At 60.9% G+C, this 25779-nt stretch carries 23 protein-coding genes; 13 read left to right on the top strand and 10 right to left on the bottom strand.

From position 1 onward, the window contains the following. Window positions 1-60: 60 nt before the first annotated feature. From JSO19_RS11670 to JSO19_RS11650, 5 genes are all read left to right on the top strand, one after another. Complete coding sequence (locus tag JSO19_RS11670; RefSeq protein WP_270911840.1) at window positions 61-648, top strand: nitroreductase family protein; 588 nt, start codon at window positions 61-63, stop codon at window positions 646-648. 33 nt (window positions 649-681) lie between these two features. Further along, entirely contained in the window at window positions 682-1257 is a 576-nt protein-coding gene (locus JSO19_RS11665; RefSeq protein ID WP_270911839.1) for a hypothetical protein, read from the top strand. Window positions 1258-1391: 134 nt separating this feature from the next. Continuing rightward, window positions 1392-7130, top strand: a complete 5739-nt coding sequence (locus JSO19_RS11660) for a DUF7507 domain-containing protein (RefSeq protein ID WP_270911838.1) — start codon at window positions 1392-1394, stop codon at window positions 7128-7130. Window positions 7131-7199: 69 nt separating this feature from the next. Continuing rightward, window positions 7200-8729 (top strand): leucine-rich repeat domain-containing protein, encoded by a 1530-nt coding sequence (locus tag JSO19_RS11655; RefSeq protein WP_270911837.1) that lies wholly within the window; start codon window positions 7200-7202, stop codon window positions 8727-8729. 165 nt (window positions 8730-8894) lie between these two features. Beyond that, window positions 8895-10322 (top strand): leucine-rich repeat domain-containing protein, encoded by a 1428-nt coding sequence (locus tag JSO19_RS11650; protein WP_270911836.1) that lies wholly within the window; start codon window positions 8895-8897, stop codon window positions 10320-10322. 615 nt (window positions 10323-10937) lie between these two features. Here the strand turns inward: JSO19_RS11650 and JSO19_RS11645 are convergent. Next, a complete protein-coding gene (locus JSO19_RS11645) occupies window positions 10938-11369 on the bottom strand; it encodes a DUF3995 domain-containing protein (protein WP_270911835.1) in 432 nt (143 codons plus the stop codon). 178 nt (window positions 11370-11547) lie between these two features. Here JSO19_RS11645 and JSO19_RS11640 point away from each other — a divergent pair, with 178 nt between their 5' ends. The 5 genes from JSO19_RS11640 to JSO19_RS13150 all read left to right on the top strand — a co-directional run bounded on the left by JSO19_RS11640 (window position 11548) and on the right by JSO19_RS13150 (window position 16819). Next, complete coding sequence (locus JSO19_RS11640) at window positions 11548-12243, top strand: FadR/GntR family transcriptional regulator (protein ID WP_270911834.1); 696 nt, start codon at window positions 11548-11550, stop codon at window positions 12241-12243. After that, entirely contained in the window at window positions 12240-13463 is a 1224-nt protein-coding gene (locus JSO19_RS11635) for a CynX/NimT family MFS transporter (protein ID WP_270911833.1), read from the top strand. Before JSO19_RS11640 ends, JSO19_RS11635 begins: the two co-directional genes overlap by 4 nt. 404 nt (window positions 13464-13867) lie before the next feature. Continuing rightward, window positions 13868-15550, top strand: a complete 1683-nt coding sequence (locus JSO19_RS11630) for an ABC-F family ATP-binding cassette domain-containing protein (protein WP_270911832.1) — start codon at window positions 13868-13870, stop codon at window positions 15548-15550. Window positions 15551-15719: 169 nt separating this feature from the next. Beyond that, complete coding sequence (locus JSO19_RS11625; protein WP_270911831.1) at window positions 15720-16247, top strand: GNAT family N-acetyltransferase; 528 nt, start codon at window positions 15720-15722, stop codon at window positions 16245-16247. Window positions 16248-16318: 71 nt separating this feature from the next. After that, window positions 16319-16819 carry an HXXEE domain-containing protein gene (locus tag JSO19_RS13150; RefSeq protein WP_442915692.1) on the top strand — a complete coding sequence of 167 codons (501 nt, stop codon included), beginning with the start codon at window positions 16319-16321 and terminating at the stop codon, window positions 16817-16819. A 67-nt stretch (window positions 16820-16886) separates the two neighbouring features. On the opposite strand, the gene JSO19_RS11620 is transcribed toward JSO19_RS13150, so the two are convergent. From JSO19_RS11620 to JSO19_RS11610, 3 genes are all read right to left on the bottom strand, one after another. Next, window positions 16887-17342, bottom strand: coding sequence for a hypothetical protein (locus JSO19_RS11620; protein WP_270911830.1), 456 nt, complete (start codon window positions 17340-17342; stop codon window positions 16887-16889). Window positions 17343-17451: 109 nt separating this feature from the next. Further along, window positions 17452-18003 carry a ClbS/DfsB family four-helix bundle protein gene (locus tag JSO19_RS11615; protein WP_270911829.1) on the bottom strand — a complete coding sequence of 184 codons (552 nt, stop codon included), beginning with the start codon at window positions 18001-18003 and terminating at the stop codon, window positions 17452-17454. Between the two features lie 85 nt (window positions 18004-18088). Then, entirely contained in the window at window positions 18089-18541 is a 453-nt protein-coding gene (locus JSO19_RS11610; RefSeq protein WP_270911828.1) for a MepB family protein, read from the bottom strand. 304 nt (window positions 18542-18845) lie between these two features. Here JSO19_RS11610 and JSO19_RS13145 point away from each other — a divergent pair, with 304 nt between their 5' ends. The 3 genes from JSO19_RS13145 to JSO19_RS11600 are packed head-to-tail and all read left to right on the top strand — an operon-like array spanning window position 18846 to window position 20166. Then, entirely contained in the window at window positions 18846-19265 is a 420-nt protein-coding gene (locus JSO19_RS13145; protein WP_442915691.1) for an SRPBCC family protein, read from the top strand. Beyond that, window positions 19262-19672, top strand: a complete 411-nt coding sequence (locus JSO19_RS11605; protein WP_270911827.1) for an EVE domain-containing protein — start codon at window positions 19262-19264, stop codon at window positions 19670-19672. The genes JSO19_RS13145 and JSO19_RS11605 overlap by 4 nt, the downstream gene beginning before the upstream one ends. Next, window positions 19669-20166, top strand: a complete 498-nt coding sequence (locus tag JSO19_RS11600; RefSeq protein WP_270911826.1) for a MarR family winged helix-turn-helix transcriptional regulator — start codon at window positions 19669-19671, stop codon at window positions 20164-20166. The genes JSO19_RS11605 and JSO19_RS11600 overlap by 4 nt, the downstream gene beginning before the upstream one ends. On the opposite strand, the gene mutM is transcribed toward JSO19_RS11600, so the two are convergent. From mutM to JSO19_RS11570, 6 genes are all read right to left on the bottom strand, one after another. Next, on the bottom strand, window positions 20102-21040 hold the full coding sequence (mutM, locus tag JSO19_RS11595) for a bifunctional DNA-formamidopyrimidine glycosylase/DNA-(apurinic or apyrimidinic site) lyase (protein WP_270911825.1): 939 nt from the start codon (window positions 21038-21040) through the stop codon (window positions 20102-20104). The genes JSO19_RS11600 and mutM overlap by 65 nt on opposite strands. Window positions 21041-21044: 4 nt before the next feature. Continuing rightward, on the bottom strand, window positions 21045-21827 hold the full coding sequence (gene rnc, locus JSO19_RS11590; protein WP_270911824.1) for a ribonuclease III: 783 nt from the start codon (window positions 21825-21827) through the stop codon (window positions 21045-21047). A 35-nt stretch (window positions 21828-21862) separates the two neighbouring features. After that, complete coding sequence (gene rpmF / locus JSO19_RS11585; protein ID WP_217134682.1) at window positions 21863-22066, bottom strand: 50S ribosomal protein L32; 204 nt, start codon at window positions 22064-22066, stop codon at window positions 21863-21865. Between the two features lie 12 nt (window positions 22067-22078). After that, a complete protein-coding gene (locus JSO19_RS11580) occupies window positions 22079-22636 on the bottom strand; it encodes a YceD family protein (RefSeq protein WP_270911823.1) in 558 nt (185 codons plus the stop codon). 240 nt (window positions 22637-22876) lie between these two features. After that, a complete protein-coding gene (gene coaD, locus JSO19_RS11575) occupies window positions 22877-23380 on the bottom strand; it encodes a pantetheine-phosphate adenylyltransferase (protein ID WP_217134680.1) in 504 nt (167 codons plus the stop codon). Window positions 23381-23443: 63 nt separating this feature from the next. Beyond that, on the bottom strand, window positions 23444-25738 hold the full coding sequence (locus JSO19_RS11570; protein ID WP_270911822.1) for an ATP-dependent DNA helicase RecG: 2295 nt from the start codon (window positions 25736-25738) through the stop codon (window positions 23444-23446). Window positions 25739-25779: the final 41 nt, after the last annotated feature.

Genomic DNA, 25779 nt, shown 5'->3' with positions numbered 1-25779 from the left:
CAGCGTATTGCACAACCGGCGACCGTTGCCTCGTTCAGGGTCACTTGCGAGAATGGGGCCATGAAGTTTTTCGATGACCCGGTTCTCAACTCGATGGCCGCGAGGCGCTCCGTTTCGAAGGTCGGGCCCGAATCACCGAGCGACGAGGAGCTCACTCGACTGCTCGCGGCGGTCACTCCGGTGGCTGACCATAAGTCGTTGCGACCATGGCGGCTCATTACTCTGCGTGGCGACGACCGGCTCAGACTCGGCGAAGCGCTCGACGCTGCCGATGGGGTAAGCCGCGAGCCCGGCGAGGTGAACACCAAGCCGCTTCGTGCCGAACTCCTCATCGCACTCGTGATGAGTCCCAAAGAGCACCCGAAGGTACCCGAGTGGGAGCAGCTCGCGACGGCCGCCGGGGCCGGACACCTGCTCGAGCTCGCGCTCTGGCAGGCCGGCTGGGGTGTCATGTGGCGCACGGGAATGCTCGCGAACGCTCCCGAGGTACGCGCGGCTCACGGCTTGGAAGACGGCGAGATGCTGCTTGGATGGCTCTACGTCGGCAGCATCGACGAATCATTTCGCAAGCGCATGAGCGAGTCGAAACGCCCCGCGCTCGATGCCGCACCATTCCTTGGTTGCATGCCGCAAGACGCGGCCGTTTAGCACTTTCCCGGCTCGAGCCGTACGATACCAACCATGCAGCTGTTGTCGTATCTCAATGATCCGCGTCTCGAACAGGCAGCGCCGCTTCCCACCGGTTCTTATCGCAGCTCGCCGAAGCGTGTGTTCATCATGGTTACCCTCGGTTTAGTCATGACCGTGATGAGCGTCGGTGTGCTCTGGCTTGGCTTCTCAGTGGGTATTGGCAGCATCACGGGCACGGTGTGCGCCACCGTAGGCGCGATTGGTGCGGTGTTCTTTGGCGTGGCCACGCTCATCTGGCCTGCTCAGGCACTCGTCGTTGAAAGCACCGAGGTGCGCTCGCGCATTCCCCTCCCAGGGGCAAAGCGAGTCAGCTTTTCTGAGGTGCACGCCGTCATCGTGTTTCCTGTCGTGACCACTCAGGCTGGCAACATGCAGGCTGTCTTGCTGCTGGGCAGCAACGGCCGCCCGCTCTTTCGGCTGAGTGCGCCGCCATACCCTTCTGCCGTACTGGCAGGTCTTCCCCCGCTCGTGCACCAAACCTCGGGCGCCCCGGTTCTCGTGTGCCAGCAGCCGGTCACCGATACTGCCCTCGCGAAACCCATCCACTTTCCCGGGTTGGTGGCATAACCCCCCCCTGTCTCGCCCACGAGACTAGCTCCACACGTAGTCGCACGTATAACATGAAATGTGGCGTGACATCATGGTCTGCGCTTCAAGGGGCATTTCGGGGGAAAACAGTGGTCTCACAAACAACGTTTCGCTTGGCAACCGCAAGGGTCGTGGCAAGCCTGCTCACCGGCTTGCTTGTACTTACGGGCTTCGTTGCGGCAGGGCCCGGAGCCGCGCCAGCCGCTGCGGCAACGGGATCGATTAGCGACTTTGAACTGCGGGTTTTCGACGACGGCACGAGCGTCGCTCCGGGCGATAAAGAACCGAACGACGGTCTCGTGGGCCTCGGCAACCTGGTCAATTTCGGTTGGACGATGACACTGACCGGTTTGCAAGACGGGGTCATCACCCAGCTCCTTCCCGAAGGCTGGGCTTGGGATCGATCATCACTCGACCTGTCAGGGCTGCACAACCCCGAAGGCAAAAACGGGTACGTATCGACCTACTCGCTTTCGCAGAGCAGCCGGTTACTCACCGTCAAGATCGCTTCTGACCGCGCCGATGCCGGGGTTCAGCTGGTTGACCTCACGAATATCAGCGGGGGCCCGAAGCGCATCAGCGATGCGGTCGGTGTCGAATACTTCCCCACCGTCTCGGTGAGTGATGGCGATTCAACCCGTGAAATCGGCACGACAGGAACACCGAAAACCGTCACGTCGGTCGGCGTGCACCAGGTCGACCTGCGCAACCGTTTGAGTTCGAGCGGTGGCGGATCGCCCACAGTAGGACAGGACGTTGATTTCGGGCAGCGGGCCGAGCCTGCGATTGCAAACAAATTTACGGTTTCGGTGCGCAACGAGGCCGTTACGGTTGCCGGCACGAGGCCTGTGGTGTGGAGCAACGATTCCGTTCGCATCTCGGGCCAGTATTCCCTCACCGGTGACGGCATTGACCAGGCAACGCTTCCCCATGCGGTCGAGATCTCGGGTGCCCCGACCTATGGCGTTACCGCCAGGCTCGAAAATATCAACACCGCTGCCGGCACCTTCGAACTCGTGCTTGAAGGTGAGAAACTCAACGACGACCAGTTCTTCGCGGGTTCTGGCTCGGCCGAGATCTCAATCTACATACCCACGCGACTCGTGCCGTCGGCCACAGAGAAACCGATCAATGTTTCGGTCTCTGTCGCCCCGTCGGTCGAGCAGCCTTGGCTCACGGTCGATGGCCAGCCGCTCAGCGACACGGGTAAATCAGAGACGACTGCACAGGGCTGGTACCGGCAGAAAGACAACACGCCGCGCCCGCCAACGCTCTTCGAACCAAAGGTTTCGGGGGCAGTAAAGCGGGTCGATGAGAACAACGCGATCCGGTTCAACCGCATAGTGTTTCCCGGGTACGGGTTCATACACCGGGTCGATTTTCAACCCTACGGTTTCAAAGAACACAACGCTACGACCTCTGAGGTGCCACCCACCGAAGAGCTGAATTTCTTTGAGTTCTGGGATGCCGCTGAGTATTCACTCGTCGCCCCGGGAAAGCTGAAACCTGAGCTAGGCGAGGTACTTCAGCCAGGAGCCGACTATCGAGTGTTCGTGACCGACGAAGCAGGCCCGCAGTATGCCACCGAGCCTGACACCGCAAACGCACTCACGCTCAACTGGGCGCCTCTCGAATCGTACGATGGCGATCGATCGCAGATCAATGGCCTACGTTACGAATTCGTTGAGGCATACGTGCCAAACAACGGCGAACCAGTTGAAAAAATAGGCCAGGCAAAGATCTCGGCCGAAACGCAGCTGAAGGTAGCCCGCGGCTACGTCAATGGCATGCCCGATACCGGCGTCATTTATACGCACGGGCTGGTGAGCGCGAAGACCCAGCACGAAGAGTACCTCGAGTACACCGGCGACACAACCGAATCGCTCACGGTTCGTGCGGGCACGGCATCGCCAAGCATTTCTGGCGTCGGGCTCGACAGCTCCCATAAACCGGTGGGCAGTAAAGACCCCATTATCGCCGGCCAGGCAGTTCGCTACACCGCGCTGCCCACCTTGGGAAAGGTCGACGGCAGCCCAGAAGCCGACAGCGAGCTTGCGAAGCAGACCAAGATCACGGGGCTGCAACTCGAGATGCTCCTGCCTGAAAACCTCGTACTCTCAACCATTGACTTCTCACGCATCGACACCCATGCGTGGCGCTGGGAGTTCGGCGAGATCGATGACAAGGGTCGCATGCCCCTCACGTTCTTCTACAAACTGCCGCTTCACTCGTTACAAACCGTCGCTTCACCGGTAGTCATCGACGTCAGCACCTCTCAAATCGCGCCGCAGAGTGACGACGGGTACTTCTACCTCGAAGCCGCCGTGCGTGCCGACCAGATCTATAATGCCGACGGTTCTGCCACCTGGATACCCGCGGGCATCAAAGCCACGCAGGCCCCGGCAACGAAGGTCGAAATCGAAGCAGTCACCCCCGAGCTCGACCCCGGTGAGGCAGTAGAGTACGAGATCGACTGGTTCAACTTTCTTACCCAGGTGCAAGGCGAAAGCTCATTCATGACCGTTCTGCCCTACAATGGCGATGAGCGCGGCACGAGCGTGACCGGCCCCATCACCCTTGCAGAGGCCGCGCTCTCGGCAAGCGACCGTGTTGGCGCAAAACTACAGCTCACGACTGACGCGGGTGTGCGCCAGATACCACGTCCCGCGGCTCCCGCCGCCGAATACCGGTGGATCGACTACGAGCAGGCAACTCCTGAGCAGATCGCAGGGGCCACTGCCCTGCGCGTGGTCGTGGCGGACTTCGTCTCTGGCGCAGAGAGCATCGGCCGGCTTGCGTTCACGCTCAACGCCCCGAAATCATGCAGCGGCGATGGCTTCGCTGGCACCGTGAGCGGAAGCCTCAAGGGCGCAAGCACGGTGCTGCCCGAAGCCGCGCCTGCCCTCGCTCGGGTCACCTCAGCCGAGGTGTCGGGCATCGTGTGGAACGATGCAAACGGTGACGGGCTGCGCGATGAAACAGAGCACACACTGAGCGGAGTCACCATCGTGCTCACCCGAGGCGATCAAGTAGTTGACCGCATGCAAACCGATGCTCACGGAGAATACCGTTTTTCAGAACTCGCCTCTGGCGCCATTGTCGTGAGCGTCGACGCCGCGAGCCTGCCACCCACGACTGGTAAGTGGCAAAACACCGTATCACCGAGCAACGGCAGCGACGGCGTCTCAGGACTCATCGAGCTTGGTCGCGGTGGTGTTGCCGATGCGAAAGACTTCGGGTTCCAGAACCTTGAGCCCCGCGTTGAGCTCACGAAGCAAGGCATCGCACCGAAGGTGCCGCTACCAGGCCAGCCAATCCTATGGCAGTTCACGGTACGCAACACCGGCAATACCTCACTCAGCGACGTCAAGATCAGCGATGAGCTCGAGGGGGTCAGCGAGATCCGCTTCGATTCTTGGCCCGATGAGCCGAGCCCCGGCGAGCTCGCGCCCGGCCAAGAAGTCACGGCAACAGCGACCTCTGCGCTCACGCAGCAACAGCTTGACCAGGGCACGGCGGCGAACTCGGCAGCGGTTTCGGCAGCCTCGTCGGCGACGCCAAATCCGGTCACCGCAGAGGCGGCCGCGACCGTGCCGCTCGCGGGGGTAGCAACGCTCGCCATTGAGAAGTCGGCCATGTTCGCTGAGGGCGTTGACCCTGAGCAGGCAGCAGCGGGCGACACCGTCAAATACGCTTTCACGGTCACCAATACGGGCACCCTGACGCTCAGTGATGTCACCATTGACGACCCACTTGCTGGCATGAGCGACATTGCCTTCGAGGCGTGGCCCGATGCCACAGCCCCTGGCCGACTCGCTCCGGGCGATTCGGCCAACGCAACCGCGAGCCTCGAGCTCACGCAGGCGCACATCGACGAGAGCGTTTTGAAAAACGAGGCAGTCGCCAGCGCGAATACTCCCAGCGGCCAGAGCATTCACGATGACGACGACGCCTTCGTCGTGTTCGACGCTACCCCGGTGATTGACCTCGACAAGAGCGTCACTGCGCATGACGGTGGTGCCGTCGGTTCACTTGCCGAGTACCGTTTCGTGATCACGAACCCTGGTAACTCGACGCTGAGCGATGTTCGCCTTATCGATTCCCTCCCTGGCCTCAGCAATCTCGACATCGCTTGGCCAGGGCAAGAGGGCGAGCTCGCACCGGGAGAACAAGCGGTCGCAACCGCGAGCATCACCCTCACTCAGCAACATCTTGATGAAGGTGTACTCGTCAACAGTGCGAGCGCGACCGCCAAGAACCCCGTTACCGGTGTGACGACCAAAGATACCGACGAAGCAGAGGTTATTTTCACACAGCTTCCCGATGTTCAGCTCGAGAAACAGGGCACGCTGAGTGTTGCTGAGGGCACCATCGACTACTCGGTCACCGCAACGAATACCGGCAACGTGACGCTCGACGGGGTGACGATGACCGACGAGTTAGACGGGCTGCCCCGCCTCGACATTGCGTGGCCTGGCGAAGCAGGAACGCTCTCCCCCGGCCAGAAAGCGGTGGGCACAGCGACACTGGCGCTCTCGCAGCAGCACATCGATGACGGCACGATCACGAACACCGCGACCGTGAGCGCCCAGCGGGTTGGCGCCTCAGCTGGCGAAGAGCCCGTGACCGCAGCGGCCAAGACGGCCACCGTGGTGCCCGGCACCGCAGCGATCAGCCTGCGGGTCGCTCCCGAAGTGCTCGATCGAAACGTCACAGTCGATGCGGTTGCCGATGACACCGTACTGTACACATACACGGTCACCAACCAGGGCACGTTGACCCTGCGCGATATCACCCTCAGCGATGAACTTGAGGGCCTCGCAGACATGACGTTTGGCGAGTGGCCCGCAGCCGAGGGCGAGCTCGCTCCCGGCGAGCAGGTCACGGCAACGGCCAAGCTTTCGCTCACGCAGCAGCACATTGACGAGGGATTCCTCGTGAACGAGGGCGTGGTGAGCGGGCTCAGCCTCTCTGGCCTCGCTCGGGCAACGCATCACGCCGGCAGCGAGCTCGTGTTCACGACGCAGCCGGCCATCTCACTGGCAAAGACGGTCGATGCTGGCGATGCACACGGCGTTGGTGACGAGGCCACCTACGAGTTCACCGTGACCAACGCTGGGGGCGTCACACTGCACGATGTCAGTGTAACTGACGAGCTTGACGGTCTCTCAGCGCTTCGCTTCGGCGATTGGCCTGGTGAGCCCGGCACACTCAAACCGGGCGAAGCAGTGATCGCCCACGCGGCGCTCAAGATTGAGCAGGCACACATCGATGCCGGAGGCGTGCTCAACACCGCGACCGCAACCGGTACGGCCAAGGGCATCACCTCGACCGCAACCGCAAGCGCAGAGCTTCTCACGCAGCAGGCCCCCGGGCTCTCGCTGACCAAGCGTGCAGCGCTGTCGTTGAAAGGCGATCGCGTGAACTACACGCTCACGGCCACGAATACCGGCAACGTCTCGCTCAGCGACGTCACCTTCACCGACGAAATGCCGGGGCTCACGGCCCTCGATATCGATTGGCCCGGCACACCTGGGGTGCTGAAGCCAGGCGACCGTGTCACTGCAAAAGCACATCTTGAAATCGTTGATGCACACCGAGGCACGACGCTGGTCAATCATGCTTTGGTAACTGGAAGCATGCTGGGCAACCACGCCAACACCGTAGCTCAGGCAAGCGCTGAACAGCGTATACCTAACGCCCCGGGAATCATCAATGCGATCGGCACGCTTGTGGTCACAGGCGCTTATGGATTCTCAGGTGTCTTATTCGGAGCGACTTTGCTGTTGGCTGCCGGGCTGCTTGCATTCTTCAAACGTCGAGGCAATACCTACAAAAGAGAACGCCATTAGAAGGAGTGACCCATAGGAGCAAGACACATGTCTATCAATCAATTACCCTCGCTGATACTTTGAATAACTATGGACACTAGGGGAAAAACACAAAGCTATCGAATAAAGAAATACCTACGTCTGGGGATCATCGGAGGGTTTGCGCTCGCCGGAATAAGCATCGCCTCTCCCGCGCTCGCCGCGAATGAAGACCCGGTCACATTTCAAGAACCAGCGCTTGAAACGTGCGTCAAGGAGAGACTTGAGCTCGATACAGAGGCCGTCGTTACCGAAGCCGACATGGCAGACCTCAAAGACATCAGATGCAATGACCTTGAACTCACGACGCTCGAGCCTTTCGCATTCGCGACGAATCTCACAAGACTCGACATCAGACACAACCTCATTTCGGACCTGAGTCCAGTGGCTCACCTCACGTCGCTGAAAACGCTTTCTGCGACCAACAACAAGATCGAAGACATCTCCCCACTCTCAACAGTCACGTCGCTCAACGAGATCATCCTCAACAGAAATAACGTCTCTGACCTATCGCCACTCGAAGGCTTGCCAAACATTCGAGGCTTGCTTCTGCAAGACAATAACATCTCTGATTTGTCACCCCTCAAAGACATGAGCAGCCTTCGTGTTCTCTACGTCTACAGCAACAAGATCAGCGACATTTCACCTCTACAGAACATTGAGTTACAGACACTTCACGCCGACCGTCAGGAAATAGCTCGCCTCCATGTAGAAACCGGAGAGCCAACCACTTCACCGGTTATCGGTATCGACGGCAAGCCTCTTCCACTCAAACCCAACAGCCAGCTCGCATCAGCTTCAGGAAACACGATTACCTGGCATGCTGACGAACAAGCTTCGGCAGAGTGGGAGATAGTTTTTGCTACAGGCACAACGAACAAGGCTGTGTTCACAGGCCGCCTTCCGGTGACCGCAAGCACCACACCGAAAGTTTCACTCACCGGCACACCCCCAGATGGAACCGTCGACTCTCCTTACAGCTTCGATTTCGAGCTCGACGGAAAGCCTTCAATGCCAGATGCGGTTGTAGCAGAGGGGTCACTTCCGCCGGGCCTCACGCTAGCCCCAAATGGCGCTCTCACTGGAACACCTACTCTTGCAGGAACGTTCACATTTAAGATTCTCGTATCGAACGGAGAGGCCGAAGCCCAATACCCTTTCACAATTGTGATCGCAGATGGAGCATCAGGAGATAACGACTCCGAGGGTGACACCAACACCGAAGGCGACAGCACCACCGAAGGCGACAGCACCACCGAAGGCGACAGCAGCACGGAAGGTGACACCACAACCGAGGGTGACACCAGCACCGAAGGTGACAGCACAACCGAAGGTGACAGCACAACCGAAGGTGACAGCACAACCGAAGGTGACACCAACACCAACGGTGACAGCACCGCCGAGAGCGGCGCAAACGGCACCGGTACAGCGAATGGCCCGAACCACAACACCGACGCAAACGGTCAACTCGCAACAACTGGTAGCGACAACGCACCTGCATGGTTGCAAGTGAGCATCGCAACGTTCGTGATTGTCGGCGCAGGTCTGCTGCTTTCACGGCGTAAGCCTGATACTCAGTAGCTGCTATTACAGCCGCAACATAACCCGTGGTTGACGTTGACTCTCGTCAGCGCCAACCACGGGTTTTCACATTTCCTTCAAAATCTCAACAAAAACCCCGAACAAAAAGCACAAGCAAGACAAAAGTCTATGTAGCCCTTTGCCCTGTTGGTATCATTAATTTACATGAACATCAGGGGAAAATCACAGAATAAGCACCTCAAGCAATACTTACGTCTTGGAGTTATTGCAGGGTTCGCATTCACCGCCGTTAGCATTCCAGTCGCAGCTTCTGCGGCTCCTTCAGACCCGGTTATCTTTCACGAGCCAGCACTCGAAGCATGCGTCAAAACCCGACTCAAGCTTGACGACGCCGTGGTAACCGAGGCAACGATGGCACGCCTCGCCGACCTCTCATGCGAAGAAAGCGGATTAACGAATCTCGACCCGCTGAAGCATGCGGTCAATCTCACCACTCTTCGGCTATCGCATAACGATATCTCTGACCTGGCACCGCTCGAAGGCCTCTCAAAACTCAAAGAGCTCTCGCTCGCCAACAATTCACTCGACGACATCACACCGCTGTCACAGCTGCCTTCGCTCTACAACGTGTTTCTGAACGACAACAACGTTTCTGATCTCACGCCGCTCGCAGGCCTGACGAACATGCACGGGCTTATGCTTCACAACAACAGAGTGACTGATCTCAAACCACTCGCGGGCCTCTCGACATTGAAAATTCTTTACATTCCGAATAACGCAGTGGGCGATCTTTCTCCATTGAAAGACATTAATTTACAAACTCTGAACGCCGGCGGCCAGGTCTTAGCTCAGCAAGAAGTTGAAAACGGAGTTGCGATAACGTCACCGATCATTGGCGCCGATGGCAAACCCATCAGCCTCACCCCAGCACCAGGTACGGGCACGACAGACGGCACAGAAACAACTTGGCATACTGACGGGCTTACATCAGGGCAATGGGAAACGACTTTTTCTATCGGCACCACACACAAAGCGATCTTCACCGGGGTTCTTCCGGTCAATGTTTCAACAACCCCAGAAGTTTCTCTCATTGGCGTGCCCGTGAACGGTACAGTTAACGAGCCCTACGACTTTGATTTTATTCTTAACGGAAAACCATCGCCACCCTTCGCAACGATTGTGAGCGGCTCAATACCACCCGGGCTTTCTCTTTCTCACCTTGGCAATCTCGAAGGAATTCCGACCAAGGCCGGAACCTTTATTTTCAGCACTCTCGTTTCAAACGGCGCCGCCGAGAAGACGTACGAGTTCACCGTGACTATCTCTGACGCTGCGCCTGGCGACGCTGATACCGAGGGTGACAGCAACACCGAAGGCGACAGCAACACCGACGGCGACAGCAACACCGAAGGCGACAGCAACGCGAATGGAAACAACAACACCGGAATAGGCGATAGCGCGACTGACGGCAAGGGCACTGCAAACGACACGACCACGAATACAAGCAAAAACGGGCTCCTCGCCAAAACTGGCGCTGCAGGAATGCCAAGTTGGATGCAGCTAAGCATCGTATTGTTCTTGCTTACTGGCTCTGTTCTGCTGCTTTCACGTCAAAAGCCTGACGTCAAGTAACATCGAACGACTCGGTGGTGGGCGCCAGACCCATTGATTCTCGGCGCCCCTCACCGAGCAAAGGTGCACTGTCGACAGCTGAGGCGCACCGGTTAAACACCACTCTCGGCGGACGCCTCGAAAAGCGCCCACCGAGAACACGCTCAGGAACGGATCAAGACGAGAGAATGCGCGCAACTCGCAACCCATGATGATCCGCGATCATTCATTCTTGCGAGATACTACTTTCTGACGCGGTCAATTTGCACTGCTCAGCAAACACCGATCGTTCTCTCAAGAGAGCCTTCTAAGCACTCAAACTCAGTGCTCACGCGAATACGACGTTGTCGTCGAATACCTCACACTGCACGAGACCGAAACGAGCTACAGGGCAAGTCTCTGCCTGTCTTGGGAACTTTACCCTCTCATGCAAGCGCCGTCGAATTACTATTTGAAAACGGACTGTCCACCGCAGAAGATGCTCGAGACCTGCAAGAAACGCCTCTGACGAGAGAGCAACCGGGGACGAAGCGAGAGCGTTTAAAGGCGCCTGCCAGCTCATCTCCCGAACATCTCGAAATTCGGCAGTGACGTTGTTTACGCTATGGTGCAGAGCAACTCACCGTCGCCGGTCGCTCAACGTTTCTTCTTGGCACCAAGCAGCAGCGCTACGCCAAGGGCCCCGAAGAGCGGGCGGTAGTAGCGACGGTCGAGCTCGGTGAACGTCGCATTGGGCTTTGCGAGCCCCAGCGCTCGCAGCGTAGCGTCGCCACCAGCGACCGCGCGGGCAATCATGCCGAGCCCCATCAGACGCCTCAGGCCAACGGCGGTTCGCCCTTCGCCTAGACCTCCCGCCGCGATGGCACCGGCGCTGAGCGCTGCCCCGGCAACGGCCGCGGTCGCACCGGGACTCGGCGTTGCCTTGGTGCTGCCCACGGTCGCACTGCCGAGTTTTTTCGCGTTCTTCGCTGGCCACGACGAACCCGTCGCCCAAACGGCGTGCACCGCTCCCGCCGCGGTCAAGCCAGCCCAACTGATAAACCTTGCTGTTGAAGTGATGACGCTCATGACCGTAGCGTATCGATGCGACCTGACCGGTACAGCCTTGGTTCCCAGCTCCCATCAGCGTTTGCCCAGCCTTGTGCCGTTCTGTCTTGGTGGTTTACGTGACTGCTCCAGGGGCGATCACACGCACGGCATTGATCCCCTCTTGCAAATGTCTGACATTCGTATTACTGTCGTTACCATGACTCAACCGCCCGCGCCCAAACGCAAACCCAGCCTTTCGGCACAGCTCGTCGAGAACCTGCGGCAGCACATTGCTTCAGGGGCCTGGCCCGTGGGCACCCGACTCCCGGGAGAGCATGAGCTCGTCGAGCAACTCGGCGTGAGTCGCACAACGCTGCGCGAAGCCCTCGGCGCACTCACCCACCTCGGTCTTCTCGAAGCGCGTGCTGGTGACGGCACCTACGTGCGCGCTTCGAGCGAGCTCGAGGCAGTGCTCATGCGCCGGGCAGCATCGTCACCCCGAGACGACGTCTTTGAGCTCAGGGCTCTCCTCGAGGCCTACGGTTCAGGCCTCGCAGCCAAGCGTCGCAGCGAGCAAGACGTGGTACGACTTCGAGAACTCCTCGTCGAGGCAGACACCGTCGCGGCGACCAAATCAATGCCCCAGATCGCAGATGCCGACGCACGGTTTCACCGAGCGGTCATCGCGGCGAGCGGCAACACACTCCTCGCTGAGATCTATGAACACCTCGGCCACGCGATCACCGAAACGCTTGGCGGCTTGCCCGTCAACGAAGCCCTGCAGCAGGAACACCAACTCCTGCACCACGCGCTCGTGCGCGCCATCGAGCACGGCGACGAGTCCGAGGCACGGGTCGTCGCCACGCACATCGTCGAAACCACCAACACGAACCAGCCCGAGGCTGCGGAGTGAGGGGCTCAACCAAAACATCGTCCACGCCAGCTTTCAGCGCAGGCCTACTCATCGCCATCCTGCTCGTCGCCGCAAACCTGCGCGCGACCCTCACAGGCGTGGGAACCCTGCTCCCGGCAATACAACATGACACCGGGCTCAATGCGAGCTGGGGTGGCGTGCTCTCGACCTTGCCACTGCTAACCTTTGCCCTGACCTCACCTTTCGTGAGCCGCATTTCACACCGGTGCGGATCGGCCCGCGTGCTCGTCGTCGCCTTCGCCGCGCTGGCGGCCGGAACCATCGTGCGTTCCCTTCCCTCGCTTGCCTGCCTCTTCATCGGCACGGTTATCCTCTCGGCAGCCATCGCCTTCGGCAATGTGCTGCTGCCATCGATCATTCGCAGTCAAGTGCCGCCGCGACATATCCCGATGGTGAGCTCCCTCTACGTCACCGTCATGGGGCTCGTCGCCGCTGTCTCGTCGGGAATTTCTGTTCCGCTGTCGAACGTGCTGCCTGGCTCATGGCGCACCTCACTCGCATGGGCGCTCATCTTTGCGCTCATCGCCCTCGCCGTTTGGTTCCCGAGGGCTCGAAACGACCGACCCGATGCGAGCACCGCTTCACCACGAGCCGGAGCCCCGTGGCGCTCAGCGCTCGCCTGGCAGGTCGCCATTTTCATGGGGCTGCAGTCACTCGGCTTTTACACCGTCATCGCCTGGCTACCGAGCATTCTCGAGCACGAGGGCATGGACCTTTCGGGCGCAGGATGGATGCTCTTCTTTTACCAGGTTGTTGCCCTTGCCTCGAGCATGGCCCTTCCCCTGGTCACCCGCGGCCGCACCGACCAGCGGTTCACCGCCGCTCTCGCCTCTGTATTCGTGGCAAGCGGCTTCATGCTGCTGCTCGTCGCGCCTTCACTCGCGCTTCTCGCGTGCGTTCTCTTAGGCTTGGGCGGCGGAGCCTGCCTCGTGTTGGCCCTCAGCTTTCAATCGCAACGGGCCGGTGGCCCAAGCGAAGCCGCCGCGCTCGCGGGCATGGCCCAGTCGATCGGGTACCTCATTGCTGCGGCGGGCCCGCTCCTCCTCGGAGTACTGCACGACGCAACCAACGGGTGGACGATGCCACTCATCACCCTCGTCGCGCTCAACCTCGTCATGGCATTCTTTGGCTATGGAGCAGGACGCGACAAGCTTGTCGCGCCAGCAACACCCACGAAAAACACACCGCCCAAAAACTGACGCCCGGCACTGCGCCCTGGCGCCAGGGTGCCTCCTTACGGTACGGTCGAAGCGTGTACCGACTGGCATTTGGTTAACGGGCCTGCGTCTCATCCGCGCAGGGTTCCCCTCGGAGGGTGTCTTTTCTGACCCCTCCTGACCCCCGTCAGACCGTCACGAGCATGATCATCGCTCGCGGCACGCTACACAGGAGGCCTCGTGGCCACCCATTTCTTGCCGTTTGCCCGGCTCCCTCGATTTGCCAGGTTTCCCCGGATTGCCCGGCTTGCCCGGCTTGGCCGATCGAGTCGCGCTCAGGCGACCACCCGCGCCCGCGACCCAACGCTGCGTGCGTCGGTATCGACGCACGCTCTGATCCGCAATCATTCTTCGCTACCCACCCTCGTGGGAAGAAAGCAGCACCCATGTCTCACCTCGAACTCGCTGGCATCAGCTACACGTTGCCAGACGGTCGACCACTCCTCAGCGACGTCAACTTTCGCGTCGGCAACGGCGCAAACGTTGGCCTCATCGGAGCCAATGGTGCCGGCAAATCAACCCTTATTCGCATCATCACGGGCGAAACCGCACCCGACGAGGGCGTTGTATCGAGCGGCGGGAAGGTTGGTGTCATGCCCCAGTTTTTCACCGCCGGCACCGTGCACGACCTCCTGCTCTCATTCTCGCCCGAAGCGGTTCAGCGGGCCGCAGAGCGCACGCAACAGGCCGAACACCGCCTCCTCGAAAACGACGACCCGAGCCGCGATGAGGCGGTGCAGATGAGTTACGCTCGCGCTCTCGCCGCATGGGGCGACGCGGGTGGCTACGATGCCGAAGTGCTGTGGGATGTCTGCACGACCGCGGCGCTCGGCATGCCTTTCGACCGGTGCGGCGATCGCCCGCTGCAGTCGCTCTCGGGCGGCGAACAGAAACGGCTCGCACTCGAAGCATTGCTGCGAGGCAGTGACGAGGTGCTCATACTCGACGAACCAGACAACTACCTCGATGTACCAGGCAAACGCTGGCTTGAAGAGAGGCTGCGAGCGTCAGAGAAGAGCGTGCTCTTTATCAGCCACGATCGAGAACTCCTTGCCCAGAGTGCGACCGCAATCGTCACCCTCGAACTCGGCGCGGCAGGCAACACCACGTGGACCCACCCCGGCTCGTTCAGCACGTATCACGAGGCCAGGACTGCACGCTTCGAGCGCTTCGAGGAGCTCCGCAAACGATGGGACGAAGAGCACCAGAAGCTCAAGAACCTCGTGCAGATGTACAAGGAGAAGGCAGCGTACAACGACGGCATGGCGAGTCGCTACCGCGCCGCCCAGACGAGGCTCGCACGGTTCGAGGCAGCCGGCCCTCCTCAGGAGCAACCACGAGAGCAGAACCTCGCGATGCGGCTCGGCGGCGGGCGCACCGGCAAGAAAGCGATCGTGTGCCGCGATCTCGAGCTCACCGGACTCATGCTGCCCTTCGACCTCGATGTTTGGTACGGCGACCGTATCGCGGTGCTCGGCTCGAACGGTTCGGGCAAGTCTCACCTGCTGCGGCTCTTCGCCGCGGGCGGCACCGACCCCGAGGCCGAGAACCGGCCGGGCACCGATGTCATCATCGAGCCCGTGCTACACGAGGGCAGCGCGAAACTCGGTGCGCGCGTGCGCCCCGGCTGGTTTGCGCAGACCCAGGGGCGGCCCGACCTCGTCGGTCGCACGCTGCTCGATATCATGCACCGCGGCGACGAGCATCGGCAGGGCCTTCCCCGCGAGCAGGCCGCGAAGGCGCTCTCGCGTTACGAGCTTGCGGCGGCGTCAGAGCAACGCTTCGAGGCGCTCTCGGGCGGCCAGCAGGCGCGACTGCAAATTCTACTGCTCGAGCTCGGCGGCGCAACCCTGCTGCTGCTCGACGAGCCGACCGACAACCTCGACCTCGTCTCGGGCGAGGCGCTGCAGCAGGCTTTGCGCGCCTTCGACGGAACCGTGCTCGCGGTAACCCACGACCGGTGGTTCGCGCGCGACTTCAACCGCTACCTCGTCTTCGGCGAAGACGGCGAGGTCACCGAGTCAGATGTGCCGGTCTGGGACGAGGGCCGGGTGCGGCGCGCGCGGTAGGTCGCGTGCTGCCCGGCGCCATCGCCGCTACTTGACGAAAAGCAGGGTGTTTCTCGCCCAACACCCTGCTTTTCGTCAAGTAAACGCGAATACACCCAACGTCGATCGCCACAGTGCCCCCAAAGACACCAAACCCGGCTTTCGGGGCTCGCCCTGAAACAATAGTCCTATGCACCTTGAGACTTCACGCCTTGCTCTGCGAGAGATGACTGCAGCCGACCTCCCCGCGCTTCGCGAAATACTCCAGGACGAACAAACGATGGCTGCTTACGAGGGAGCCTTCGACGAGACCATGACCGATGCTTGGCTGCTGCGCATGACCGAGCGATATAACACCGACGGTTTCGGACTGTGGGCGGTCACGCTACGGTCAACCGGCCAGATGATTGGCCAGTGCGGGCTCACTCGGCAACACATGCTCGACCAAGACGTAATCGAAGTCGGCTACCTCTTCAACCGCACACAGTGGCATCATGGTTACGCGACCGAAGCAGCCAGTGCCTGCCGTGACTACGCCTTCGACCGGCTCGACGCAGAACGAGTATGGGCGCAAATACGCGACACAAACCTCGCCTCAATGAACGTCGCCATCAGGCTCGGCATGACGGTTCGCGGCCGCTTCGAAAAGCAGTACCGAGGCGTCACTATGCCCCACCTCGCCTTCGCGGTCGATCGACCAGGGTCGGCCATGAGGTAACCAAACGCGCTGTGTTGTCGCGCTCACTCGCCCGCTGACAAGAGCCACCACACAGCGCTTATGATGCTTATATGAGACTTGCCGGGCCGACAGTGTTGTTCGCTGCTTGGGCCATTCATGATGTCGAAGAAGCTTTGGCGTTCCCCGCCACGTGTGACGACTTAGCTGACCGCACCAAAATCGAGTCTGTGCGCATCGATAAGCACCAGTCGTGGGCAGCGGTTGCGATCATGGCGGTGATTGTCGCCGCCGCGTGCTGGCGCGGGCAAAAAACCGGTGGCCGCTCTTCACTGTACCGTGCAGCACTGGCAGGGCTTGAGGCCCACGTTTATACCCACCTCGCAGCGTCAGCTTCACTACGACGGTATACCGCGGGGGTTGCTACTGCCCTACCGATCATGCTCCCGGGTGCACTGATCGCGCGCAAAGAGCTCGACCGCAGAGGCCACCCCTTGCACATGGGTGATGTTGTTCGAGGGGTATGTTTACTCATTCCAAGCGCAATCGTGAGTCAGCTGATGGCACGAAAGATTCACCGGATGGCACGCGGCTCACGAAAGTCACGATCATAACGCTTGCGTGAGCACGGTGAAAAGCTGCAAGATGAGCGGTGTTCCGGCAAGCACGAATTACGCGCCGTCAGAATAGGCTGCTGATAAGCACCGTGACGGCGATTGCCGCCAAGCCGAAAGAAATGTACTGCAATGGGATCCAGAACAGAGTGTGCTGGTTAAACGCGGCCTTGTTGAGCTCAGCTTTCTCGTATTCGAAAAGTGCTGCAGCCATCTCACGAGCTTCTTCGAGGCTCTGCGGCTGTGGCTGCCCTGGGCCGAGTGAAAACTGGCCCGTCTCAACCAGCTCAGTGAGCTGATAGTTACGTTCAGCGATCCACAGGTCTACTTTGCCTTGGGGACCAGACTGGTTGAGGGCGATCCCCGTGAACCACGTCGCGACTGCCGCGACTGCGAGGCCGATGGCGGCAGAGAACGGCAACGCCTCCGAGGGCAGGATCTGAGACCCAACGCCCGTAAAGAGAATCATCGCTGCGAACGCATAGAGAGCTGCGAGCACACCCCATCCTCGCCAAATAATCACGTTGATCGCCTTCCGTGCGTGGTTTCAACAGGCTGCGCTTCAACCGTCAGCGCAGCAAGCCCCAAAATACTCACACAGAGTAGCACGTGGGCGACTGGTGTCGTTCTCTTTACGCCGGTTTAAGCGCTTGTTGCGCCCTGATATGTGCTCGAATTTTCTTTATCGCCCAATCGTAATGACTCGAAGTTGCAGATACGCAGTATGAACCGAGCGACGTCGTCCCGGTCCAGGGAAAGAACGCTTTCTCAAATAGCTCCTCGTTTAAGAGGCCTTCGATCAGTGCGACCGCACTCCGATGACTCTCTTCGAGCAGCTGACGGGCTTCGTCGTACGAGGTGTCTTGATGCTTGCGCAAAAGCTCCACGTTCATATCACCGTAGGTTTTCCACGTATACGGTTTCGGCAGGAACGGCAAAGCCTCACCAGCGAGATTCGAGTTCGCCCAGTTCAGCAGCAGCTGATGCCACTCGTACAGATGAACGAGAATGTCACGGAGGCTCTGATCTCGCGTCCAGTGCGCTTCTGTTTTCTTGAAATCAGGCCCATACGACAACGGCACGCTGCGCTCAATGTCACTCATCGAGTCAATAAGAGACATGAGTTTCGTGTACTGCGTTTTCGCTGCATCGAGCAATGCTGATTGTGATGTTGGCCTGGCCATATCGTCAGCCTACCGCCCAGCGCTGTCCCTCACTAGACGAGTCGGTGTTGCCCGTTTCCATGCGCTGGTTGCGCGTTTCATACCGTCAGCGCAAGATCTCGAACGACGAAGCTTGATCGCGCTGTACCTGTTGAGCGCTGCGGTTCAGCCCAGAACTCCAACTCGGGTAGACACGAAATCCTCGTTTCCCCGGATGACGCTCCGAGCGAGTGATCCCCATCCGTTCGAGCACGTCGCTCGTGAACCGAAACACACCAAATTGCTGTTCTTCTCCCGGTACAAAGACCAACAGTCCAGAGACGTTCTCAGAGGAATCGAACGGACGAGTTTCGCCCTGTTCATCGCGGCACCATACGGCGACAAAGGCACCCGGTTTCTTGGGCGTCACTCGCGCCGTACGGATGCGCCACACGTTCGCCCCAAGCGCCACAGTGCCTGACTCGTAATCGCTGTTCTGCTCCTCGGCATAAGGTTCTCCGGGGGCACCGTAACGATCGTTGACAAGCGCGACGAAATCTTGAAAAGCAGAGAATGGCATCATTCAACGATACCAAAGCGAGCTGCCCACTTATCAGTTCCGCCCTTGGAACCTCGGGCAGAAAAGCGAGGAGTGTCTACCAAACGGAATGGGCTTGATCGGCGTCTCGTACCGCGGGCACCCCTCTCCCACGGCCTGCACGCGCGGGAGAATGCTGAAATATCCCGCCCGCCGCAGTGTTATACGTTCATGGTCAAAGGTGCCCAAAAGAAGCCCCCGATGCGCAGCCGTCTGCGATATTTACGCCTTTCGCCGCGGGGTCGTGGACTTGCGCACGATATAATAAGCGTGCATACTAATTGACATGAAGCTCATCGATTCGCACTCCACACTCACCTCCCATAGCCCGCATTCTGTGTTCTCTCGCTGGGCAGATCCAGCGGGATGGCCTGAGTGGGATGCAGCGGTGCGGGAGGTCAGCTTCGAGGGACCCGCCAAGCTCGGGGCACGCGGCAGGATGCGCCCAGCCTCCGGCCCGGCCGCAGCTTTCTCCGTCACAGCCTTCGAGCAAGACCGGGTATTCACGAACGCCTCCTCCTTGCCTGGGGCGACGCTGATCTTTGAGCACGAAGTCGCACCGACAGAAGTTGGTGCCGAGGTACGCGTTTCTGTTGGCGTCGAGGGGCTTCTCGCCCCACTCTGGCAGCGCATACTCCGCAAGAGCATGGGGAATGTAGCCCGCTCGAGCGCCACCGGGCTACTCGAACACTTGGACGCCGCATGACTCGCGGCTGGCTCGGTGTCGTCTCCGCTGCCCATGTGCGCCGCGGGATCGAACTCGGCATCGCGCAGATCAACCACGGCAAACGCGTCCCGCTCGCACGTATGCACGCTGGTGACACGCTCATCTATTACTCGCCGACAGTACAGCGTGGCGATCGCACCCCATACAGGCACTTCACAGCGATCGGAACATTGCCCGATGACGAGATCTGGCAGGCCGATGAGGTCAGCTTCAGACCCTTTCGCCGCCGCATCGACTATCTACCCGGCACCCCGGCGCCACTCGATGAGCTACGCACCCGGCTTCATCTGACGCAAGAACCGAATTGGGGCTACCAGCTCCGCTACGGACTGATACCGCTCGACGCATACGACATGCAAGTCATCAGGGAGGCGATGCAAGCATGACCGGCACGTTAGAAACCTCCTATCCCAGCCCGGAAGCGAGCACCGGCCTAATGCTGTGGCGAGTCACGAACTCATGGCAGCGCGAGATCCGTGCAATTCTCGCCCCCTTTGACCTCACCCACGTGCAGTTCGTGCTCCTCGCAGTACTCACCGCCATGGACTACGAGACACCCCTCACGCAGCGCGACCTCGCAGAGCATGCGGTGACCGACCCCATGATGACCTCGCAGGTTCTTCGAACGCTGGAGAAGAAAGGCTTTGTCGAACGACATCCGCATCCGACAGACCGTAGAGCTCGAACCCTCACGGTTACACCCGCGGGAGCCACCCTTGCCAACCGAGCCAATGCCGCCGTCGAAGAAGCGGATCGCGCCTACTTTTCAACGCTAGGCGCGAAGGGGCAGCACTTCACAGACTGCCTCGTAACGCTCAGCGTCGCCGCTGACACCTCGGGCAAAAATGGCTCGAGCGACCAGCGAACAGGATCCGCTTGATTGGCGTCTCACACCGCGAGCACGCTTCTCCCCCGCGACCATACGCATTCAGCGAGTGCGCGAAATAGCCCGATTCACCGTTCACATTCACGTACAGCTCGTCGAAGCTCGTGCCGCCCTCAGCGAGCGCCTTTTCAAGCACGCCGTGCACCGCGTCGAGCAGCCTCCGGCCCGCCTGCCGCGACAGGTTGGCCGCGGGCGTCTCGGGGTGCACCCGAGCAAGCCAGAGCGCCTCGTCGGCGTAAATATTGCCGATACCACTCACGATGCGCTGATCAAGCAGGGCTTTCTTCACGTGCACTCGTCGGCGTGCGAACTGCTCGAGCACTCGCTCGGCATCAAACACAGGATCGAGCGGATCGCGCGCAATGTGCGCCGCCTGGCCCGGAATCAGCGCGTGCTCGCTTCCCCACCCCGCGGCCTCACCGTCGTCGGTCGCGATGAGTTCGTCGAGCGCGAGTGACCCGAAGAGCCGCTGATCGCAAAAGTCGAGTCGCAGCTCGCCGTGCTCGCGAGTGTCGAGCCATGCCCGAACGCGCACGTGGCGGTCATCGGGCTGCTCAAGCGTGCGCAGGAGCATCTGACCGCTCATGCCGAGGTGCCCGAGCAGCGCCGTTGTTGGCGCAATCGCGCCGCCATCGGCCCCCGCGGGCCCAGGATCAAGCGGCACCCACAAGAACTTGCCGCGGCGAGCCGGAGCCCTGAGTGTCGCGCCTGTGAGCCGGGCAGCGAAGTCGTGCGCTGGCGATGCATCACCTGACTGGTGCCGCTTCAGGGCTCGGGAATCGAGCACGTCGACCGAGGCCACCCGCGCACCGTTGACGGCCTGCGCGAGCCCCTGCCGAATGACCTCAACCTCGGGAAGTTCTGGCATCGGGCTAGCGGGCCTTCTGCGGTGAGGTGTCGGGCTCGGCCTGGGAATGATCCGCCGTGTGTTGCGCAACCGTGCGAAGATCGCCAGCCGCGCGCAACTGCTCGATCACGCTGCGGGCCGCGAGAAGCTCGGCGGCCTTCTTGTTCGTTCCAGTGCCCTCGCCGTGAAAGCCGCCCAGGGTGACCTTCGCGGTGTAGAGGCGCTCGTGGTTCGGGCCAGAGCCCTCAACCGCGTACGACGGGAAGCCCTCGCCGCGCGCGACCGCCTCTTCTTGCAGCGTGGTCTTCGGGTCAAAGAGCACAACGAGGTGCTCAATGTTTGCGAAGAGTGGATCGGTGAGCTCACGCACAAAGCGGTCGGCGGCAGCGGGGCCCTCAGAGAGGTACACGGCGCCGATAATTGCCTCGACGGTGTCGGCGAGAATCGAGTCTTTCTCGCGACCGCCCGAGCGCTTCTCGCCGCGACCCAGCTTGATGTGCTCGCCGAGGCCGATCGTGCGGGCAATGCCCGAGAGCGCGTTACTCGAGACGATAGCAGCACGACGCATCGTGAGCTGCCCCTCGGTGAGCGCCGGAAAATCGGTGTAGAGCCGCGAGGTCACCGCGAGGCCCAGCACCGAGTCGCCGAGAAACTCGAGCCGCTCGTTGTGCGGGGCGGCCTTGTGCTCATACGCCCACGAACGGTGCGTGAGCGCGAGATCGAGCAGCTCGGGCCGCACTGTAACGCCGAATGACGCAAGAAAGCCGCCTGGTTCGCTTTGCGAGCCCTGCGGCTTTCTTGTGTTCATCGGCGGGAAGTCATTGTTCCCTGCCATGTGAAGACTTACGCGTCAGCTACGCGACGGCCCTTGTACTCAAGGAAGAGCTCGTTGCCCTGTGCGTCTTCAACCGCACGTGCGCGGTGAGGGAGGCTGTAAACCGTGCGGCCGTTTTCAACGGTCTTCACGAGCTTCGGTGCCTCAGCCTTCCACGCCGAACGGCGGTGACGGGTGTTTGAGCGCGACATTCTGCGCTTGGGAACAGCCATAGTGTTTTCCTCTTACTTGTTCTCGTTGGGGGCGGTTTCACCCTCAACACGTTCATGGTCAGCCTGAAACTCAGCGAGTGCTGCCCACCGCGGATCAATAATCTGCTCGGCATCAGCCACTTCTTCAGCCGTGCGTTTTTCTCCCGTTTCGGGGTTCAACCCCAAGCAATCGGGGCGACACACAGGCTGAAACGGTAGTGCAAGCACTATCGCGTCTCGGAGCGGGGGTTCAAGATTCACGTGATCACCGTGAACCCCGTACTCGTCGGCCTCAGTAGGAGTATACGCGAAGAGCTCAGTAAAATCGACTTTTCCCTTGGCGGCAAACTCCGTGAGGCAGCGCCCACACTCGGCAACATAGCGAATGTCAGCGACGACGGTAGCAAGAATCCCCTCGTGTACTGATTCGAGTCGCATATCGAGGTGGATCGTCTCGCCCTCTGGCACGACGGCGAGCCCCTCTCCGAAGTGCTCGGGGGTCACGACATCGCGCTCACGCTCTCGCATCTCGCCTGGGCGGTGCATGAGGTCGCGAACGTTCTCGAGGTACACGCGATTTGTTTCAGTCACACAATAAGGGTAACTGACATGTCTGGGTGCCCGCCGCGCGCCACGCGGTGCTTGCGGTGTCTGCCGCGGTTACCGTGGCTGTGTTGGCTGGCCTGCGGGGCTGCCATGACTAGTTGCCTTTGCAGCCGCGGCTGGCTGCCTTGCGCGAAATTGTTTGCACTTTCAGGCGAAAAACGGGCGTTTCGAGGGCAAAAGTGCAAACAATTTGATGGGAAGGCGGGAGCCAGAGCCCCAGGGCCGCTAGAGCGAGCGGCGCGGGAGTTTGTCGAGCGCTGCCTTCACCGGCGCGGGCACGTACGGGGTCACGTCACCGCCGAGGGCTGCGACCTGGCGCACGAGCGAGCTCGAGACGTGTGCGTGCTGCGGCTCCGTGAGGAAGAACACGGTCTCGACGTTGGCGAGCGAGCGGTTCATGATCACCATGGGGGTCTCGTACGAAACGTCGATCTGCGAGCGAATGCCCTTGACGAGTACGTTCGCTTCGACCTCGAGGCAGTAATCGACGAGCAGGCCCATCGACCACGAGGTCACCTTGATGTTGCGGCCACGCAGCTCTTCGTCTGCCGCGACCGACTCTTCAATGAGTTTTACGCGCTCGGTAATGGGAAGCATGGCGTTTTTGTCTGGGTTGTGAACGACAACGACATGAACTTCGTCAAAGACGGCCGAGGCTCGACGGATCACGTCGAGATGCCCGTGCGTCACTGGGTCAAAGGAACCTGGAACTACTGCGATCCTGCTCATGCCTCTAGCGTACTGGGCCGCGTCTGAAAGATGCATATGGTTTCAGTGTTTTACACAAGCCCTCTAGGACTTTGTCAGGTTTTCGATGTCGTTTTCGCGACCGGCACGAATAAGCCCCGAAAGCGCGGGAACGCTCGAGAGCTCGGGATCACGGTCAAGCAGCTTCGTGGCGATGTCCCGCGCTCCCGCGATGACTTCGCCGTGTTCTTGCACGCGCAAGAGTTGCAGGCCAGTGTCGGTGCCCGACTGGCGGGCTCCGAGCAGGTCACCCTCGCGCCGCACCTGCAGGTCGTACTCGGCGAGCTCAAAGCCGTCGTTTGTGCTGGCGACGGCCTGAATGCGCTCGCGCGACGAGCTGCCCTGAGGCGCGTAGGTCACGAGCAGGCAGAGGCCCTCGTGTGCGCCTCGCCCCACACGACCACGCAGCTGGTGCAGCTGCGAGACGCCGAAGCGATGCGCGTCACGAATGATCATCATCGAGGCGTTTGGCACGTTCACACCGACCTCGATCACGGTCGTGGCGACGAGCAAGTCGATGTTGCCCGCAGCAAAGTCTTTCATTACGGCGTCTTTGTCGTCGGCAGTCATCGCTCCGGTGAGCGCCGCCATTCGCACGCCACGCAACTCGGGCACACCGCCAAGCATTGCCAGGGTCTCTTCGACGTTGGCGAGCGGCCGCTGCTCACGAACGTCTCCCCCGCCGGGGCCGCTGGACGAACCCGGCCCGCCGGCTGATCCAGGCGCGCCTGCCTGCCCCGTGTCACCGGCCGCCGGGTGCGCGCCCGTCTCTTGCTCGGTCGGCGAGATGGCCGGGCAGACGACGTAGATTTGTCGACCCCGTTCGATCTCTTCTGCGGCGCGCTGCCAGGCGCGATGTTCCCACCGGGGCTGCTCGTCGGTCGGCACAACGTGGGTCACGATCGGCATGCGACCTCGCGGGAGTTGCCGAATCGTCGAAACGTCGAGGTCACCGAAAGCGGTCAGCGCGATGGTTCGCGGAATCGGCGTTGCCGTCATCACGAGCACGTGCGGCGGCCGCTTGCCCTTTTTGCGCAGTGCGTCTCGCTGCTCGACCCCGAAGCGGTGTTGCTCGTCGATGACGATGAAGCCAAGGTCGTGAAACTCGGTGTTGGCGCTCATGAGCGCGTGGGTGCCAACCACGATCTTGGCGTTGCCCGAGACGATGTCGAGCAGCGCGCGCCGTTTCTCTGGCACCGAGAGCTGTCCCGTGAGCAGCGTCGGCCGCAGCGCCTCGGTGAGCTCGGGCCCGAGCGTCTCGGTGATCGACCGCAGGTGCTGGCTTGCAAGCACCTCGGTCGGCGCGAGGAGAGCTGACTGGCCACCGGCGTCAGCAACCTGCAGCATCGCGCGAAGCGCCACGAGCGTCTTACCCGAGGCCACCTCACCCTGCAGCAAGCGGTGCATTGGCTCGGTCTGTGCGAGCCCCTGCTCAATCGCAAGCCCTACCGCGGCCTGGTCGTCGGTCAGGGCAAAAGGGAGCGCGGCGTCGAAAGCCTCGAGCATCTTGCCCGGCCGCTTCGGCCATGCCGCGGTGTTCTGGGAACCAGCGCGACGCTTCGCATCGAGCAGCCCGAGCTGCAGTTCAAAGGCCTCACGAAACAGCATGCTCTCTTTCGCGAGGCGCTGCTCGCCCATGTCTGTCGGCCGGTGGAGCCACTGCATGGCGGTGCCAAAATCGACGATTGGGGCGGCGGTAGCCTCCATCTCACCGTGCTGGGCAGCAAAGAGGGCGCCGGCCTCGGCGCGAATATCGTCGGGCAGCGGATCTTCGACCACGCTCAACAGCGTCAGCACCCGTTCCATCGCCCGCTGGATGTCCCACGACGAGACTTTGCCGGTGGCCGGGTAAATGGGCACGACCTCAGAACGCCAGCTTGAGACGAGCGCCTCACGCTCAGCCTCGTCTTCGCTGATGGTCGTCTCTTCGGTAAAGATTTGGTACTCGGGGTGCGCCAGCTGCAGCGTCGAGCGGTACTCGGTGACCTTGCCCGAGAAGAGGCCTCGCTGGCCCGGGGCCAGCGCCTCTTTGCGCCACGCTTGGTTGAACCAGGTGAGCTTCATCTCGCCCTTACCGTCGGTAATCGTGGCCTCAATGATCGAACCGTTGCGCCGTTGCATGCGCCGCTCGGTCACCTGCACCACCTCGGCGATGACGGTCACGTGCTCGCCAACCGGCAAGCCGCGAATGGGTGTGAGCGCGCCTCTCGGGTCATAGCGGCGCGGGTAGTGCAACACGAGATCAGCCACGGTCGAATAGCCGAAGGCGCGCTCAATGGCCTGCGCCTCCTTCGGCGGCAAAAGCTCTGAGAGCTGGCTGTCGAGCGTGACCTGTTGCATACAGACGATGATACCGACCACCCCTGACGCCGAGAGACACG

The sequence above is a fragment of the Leucobacter sp. UCMA 4100 genome, from assembly GCF_027853335.1.
Lineage (GTDB): Bacteria > Actinomycetota > Actinomycetes > Actinomycetales > Microbacteriaceae > Leucobacter_A.
This window is presented reverse-complemented; position numbering and strand designations above follow the sequence as displayed.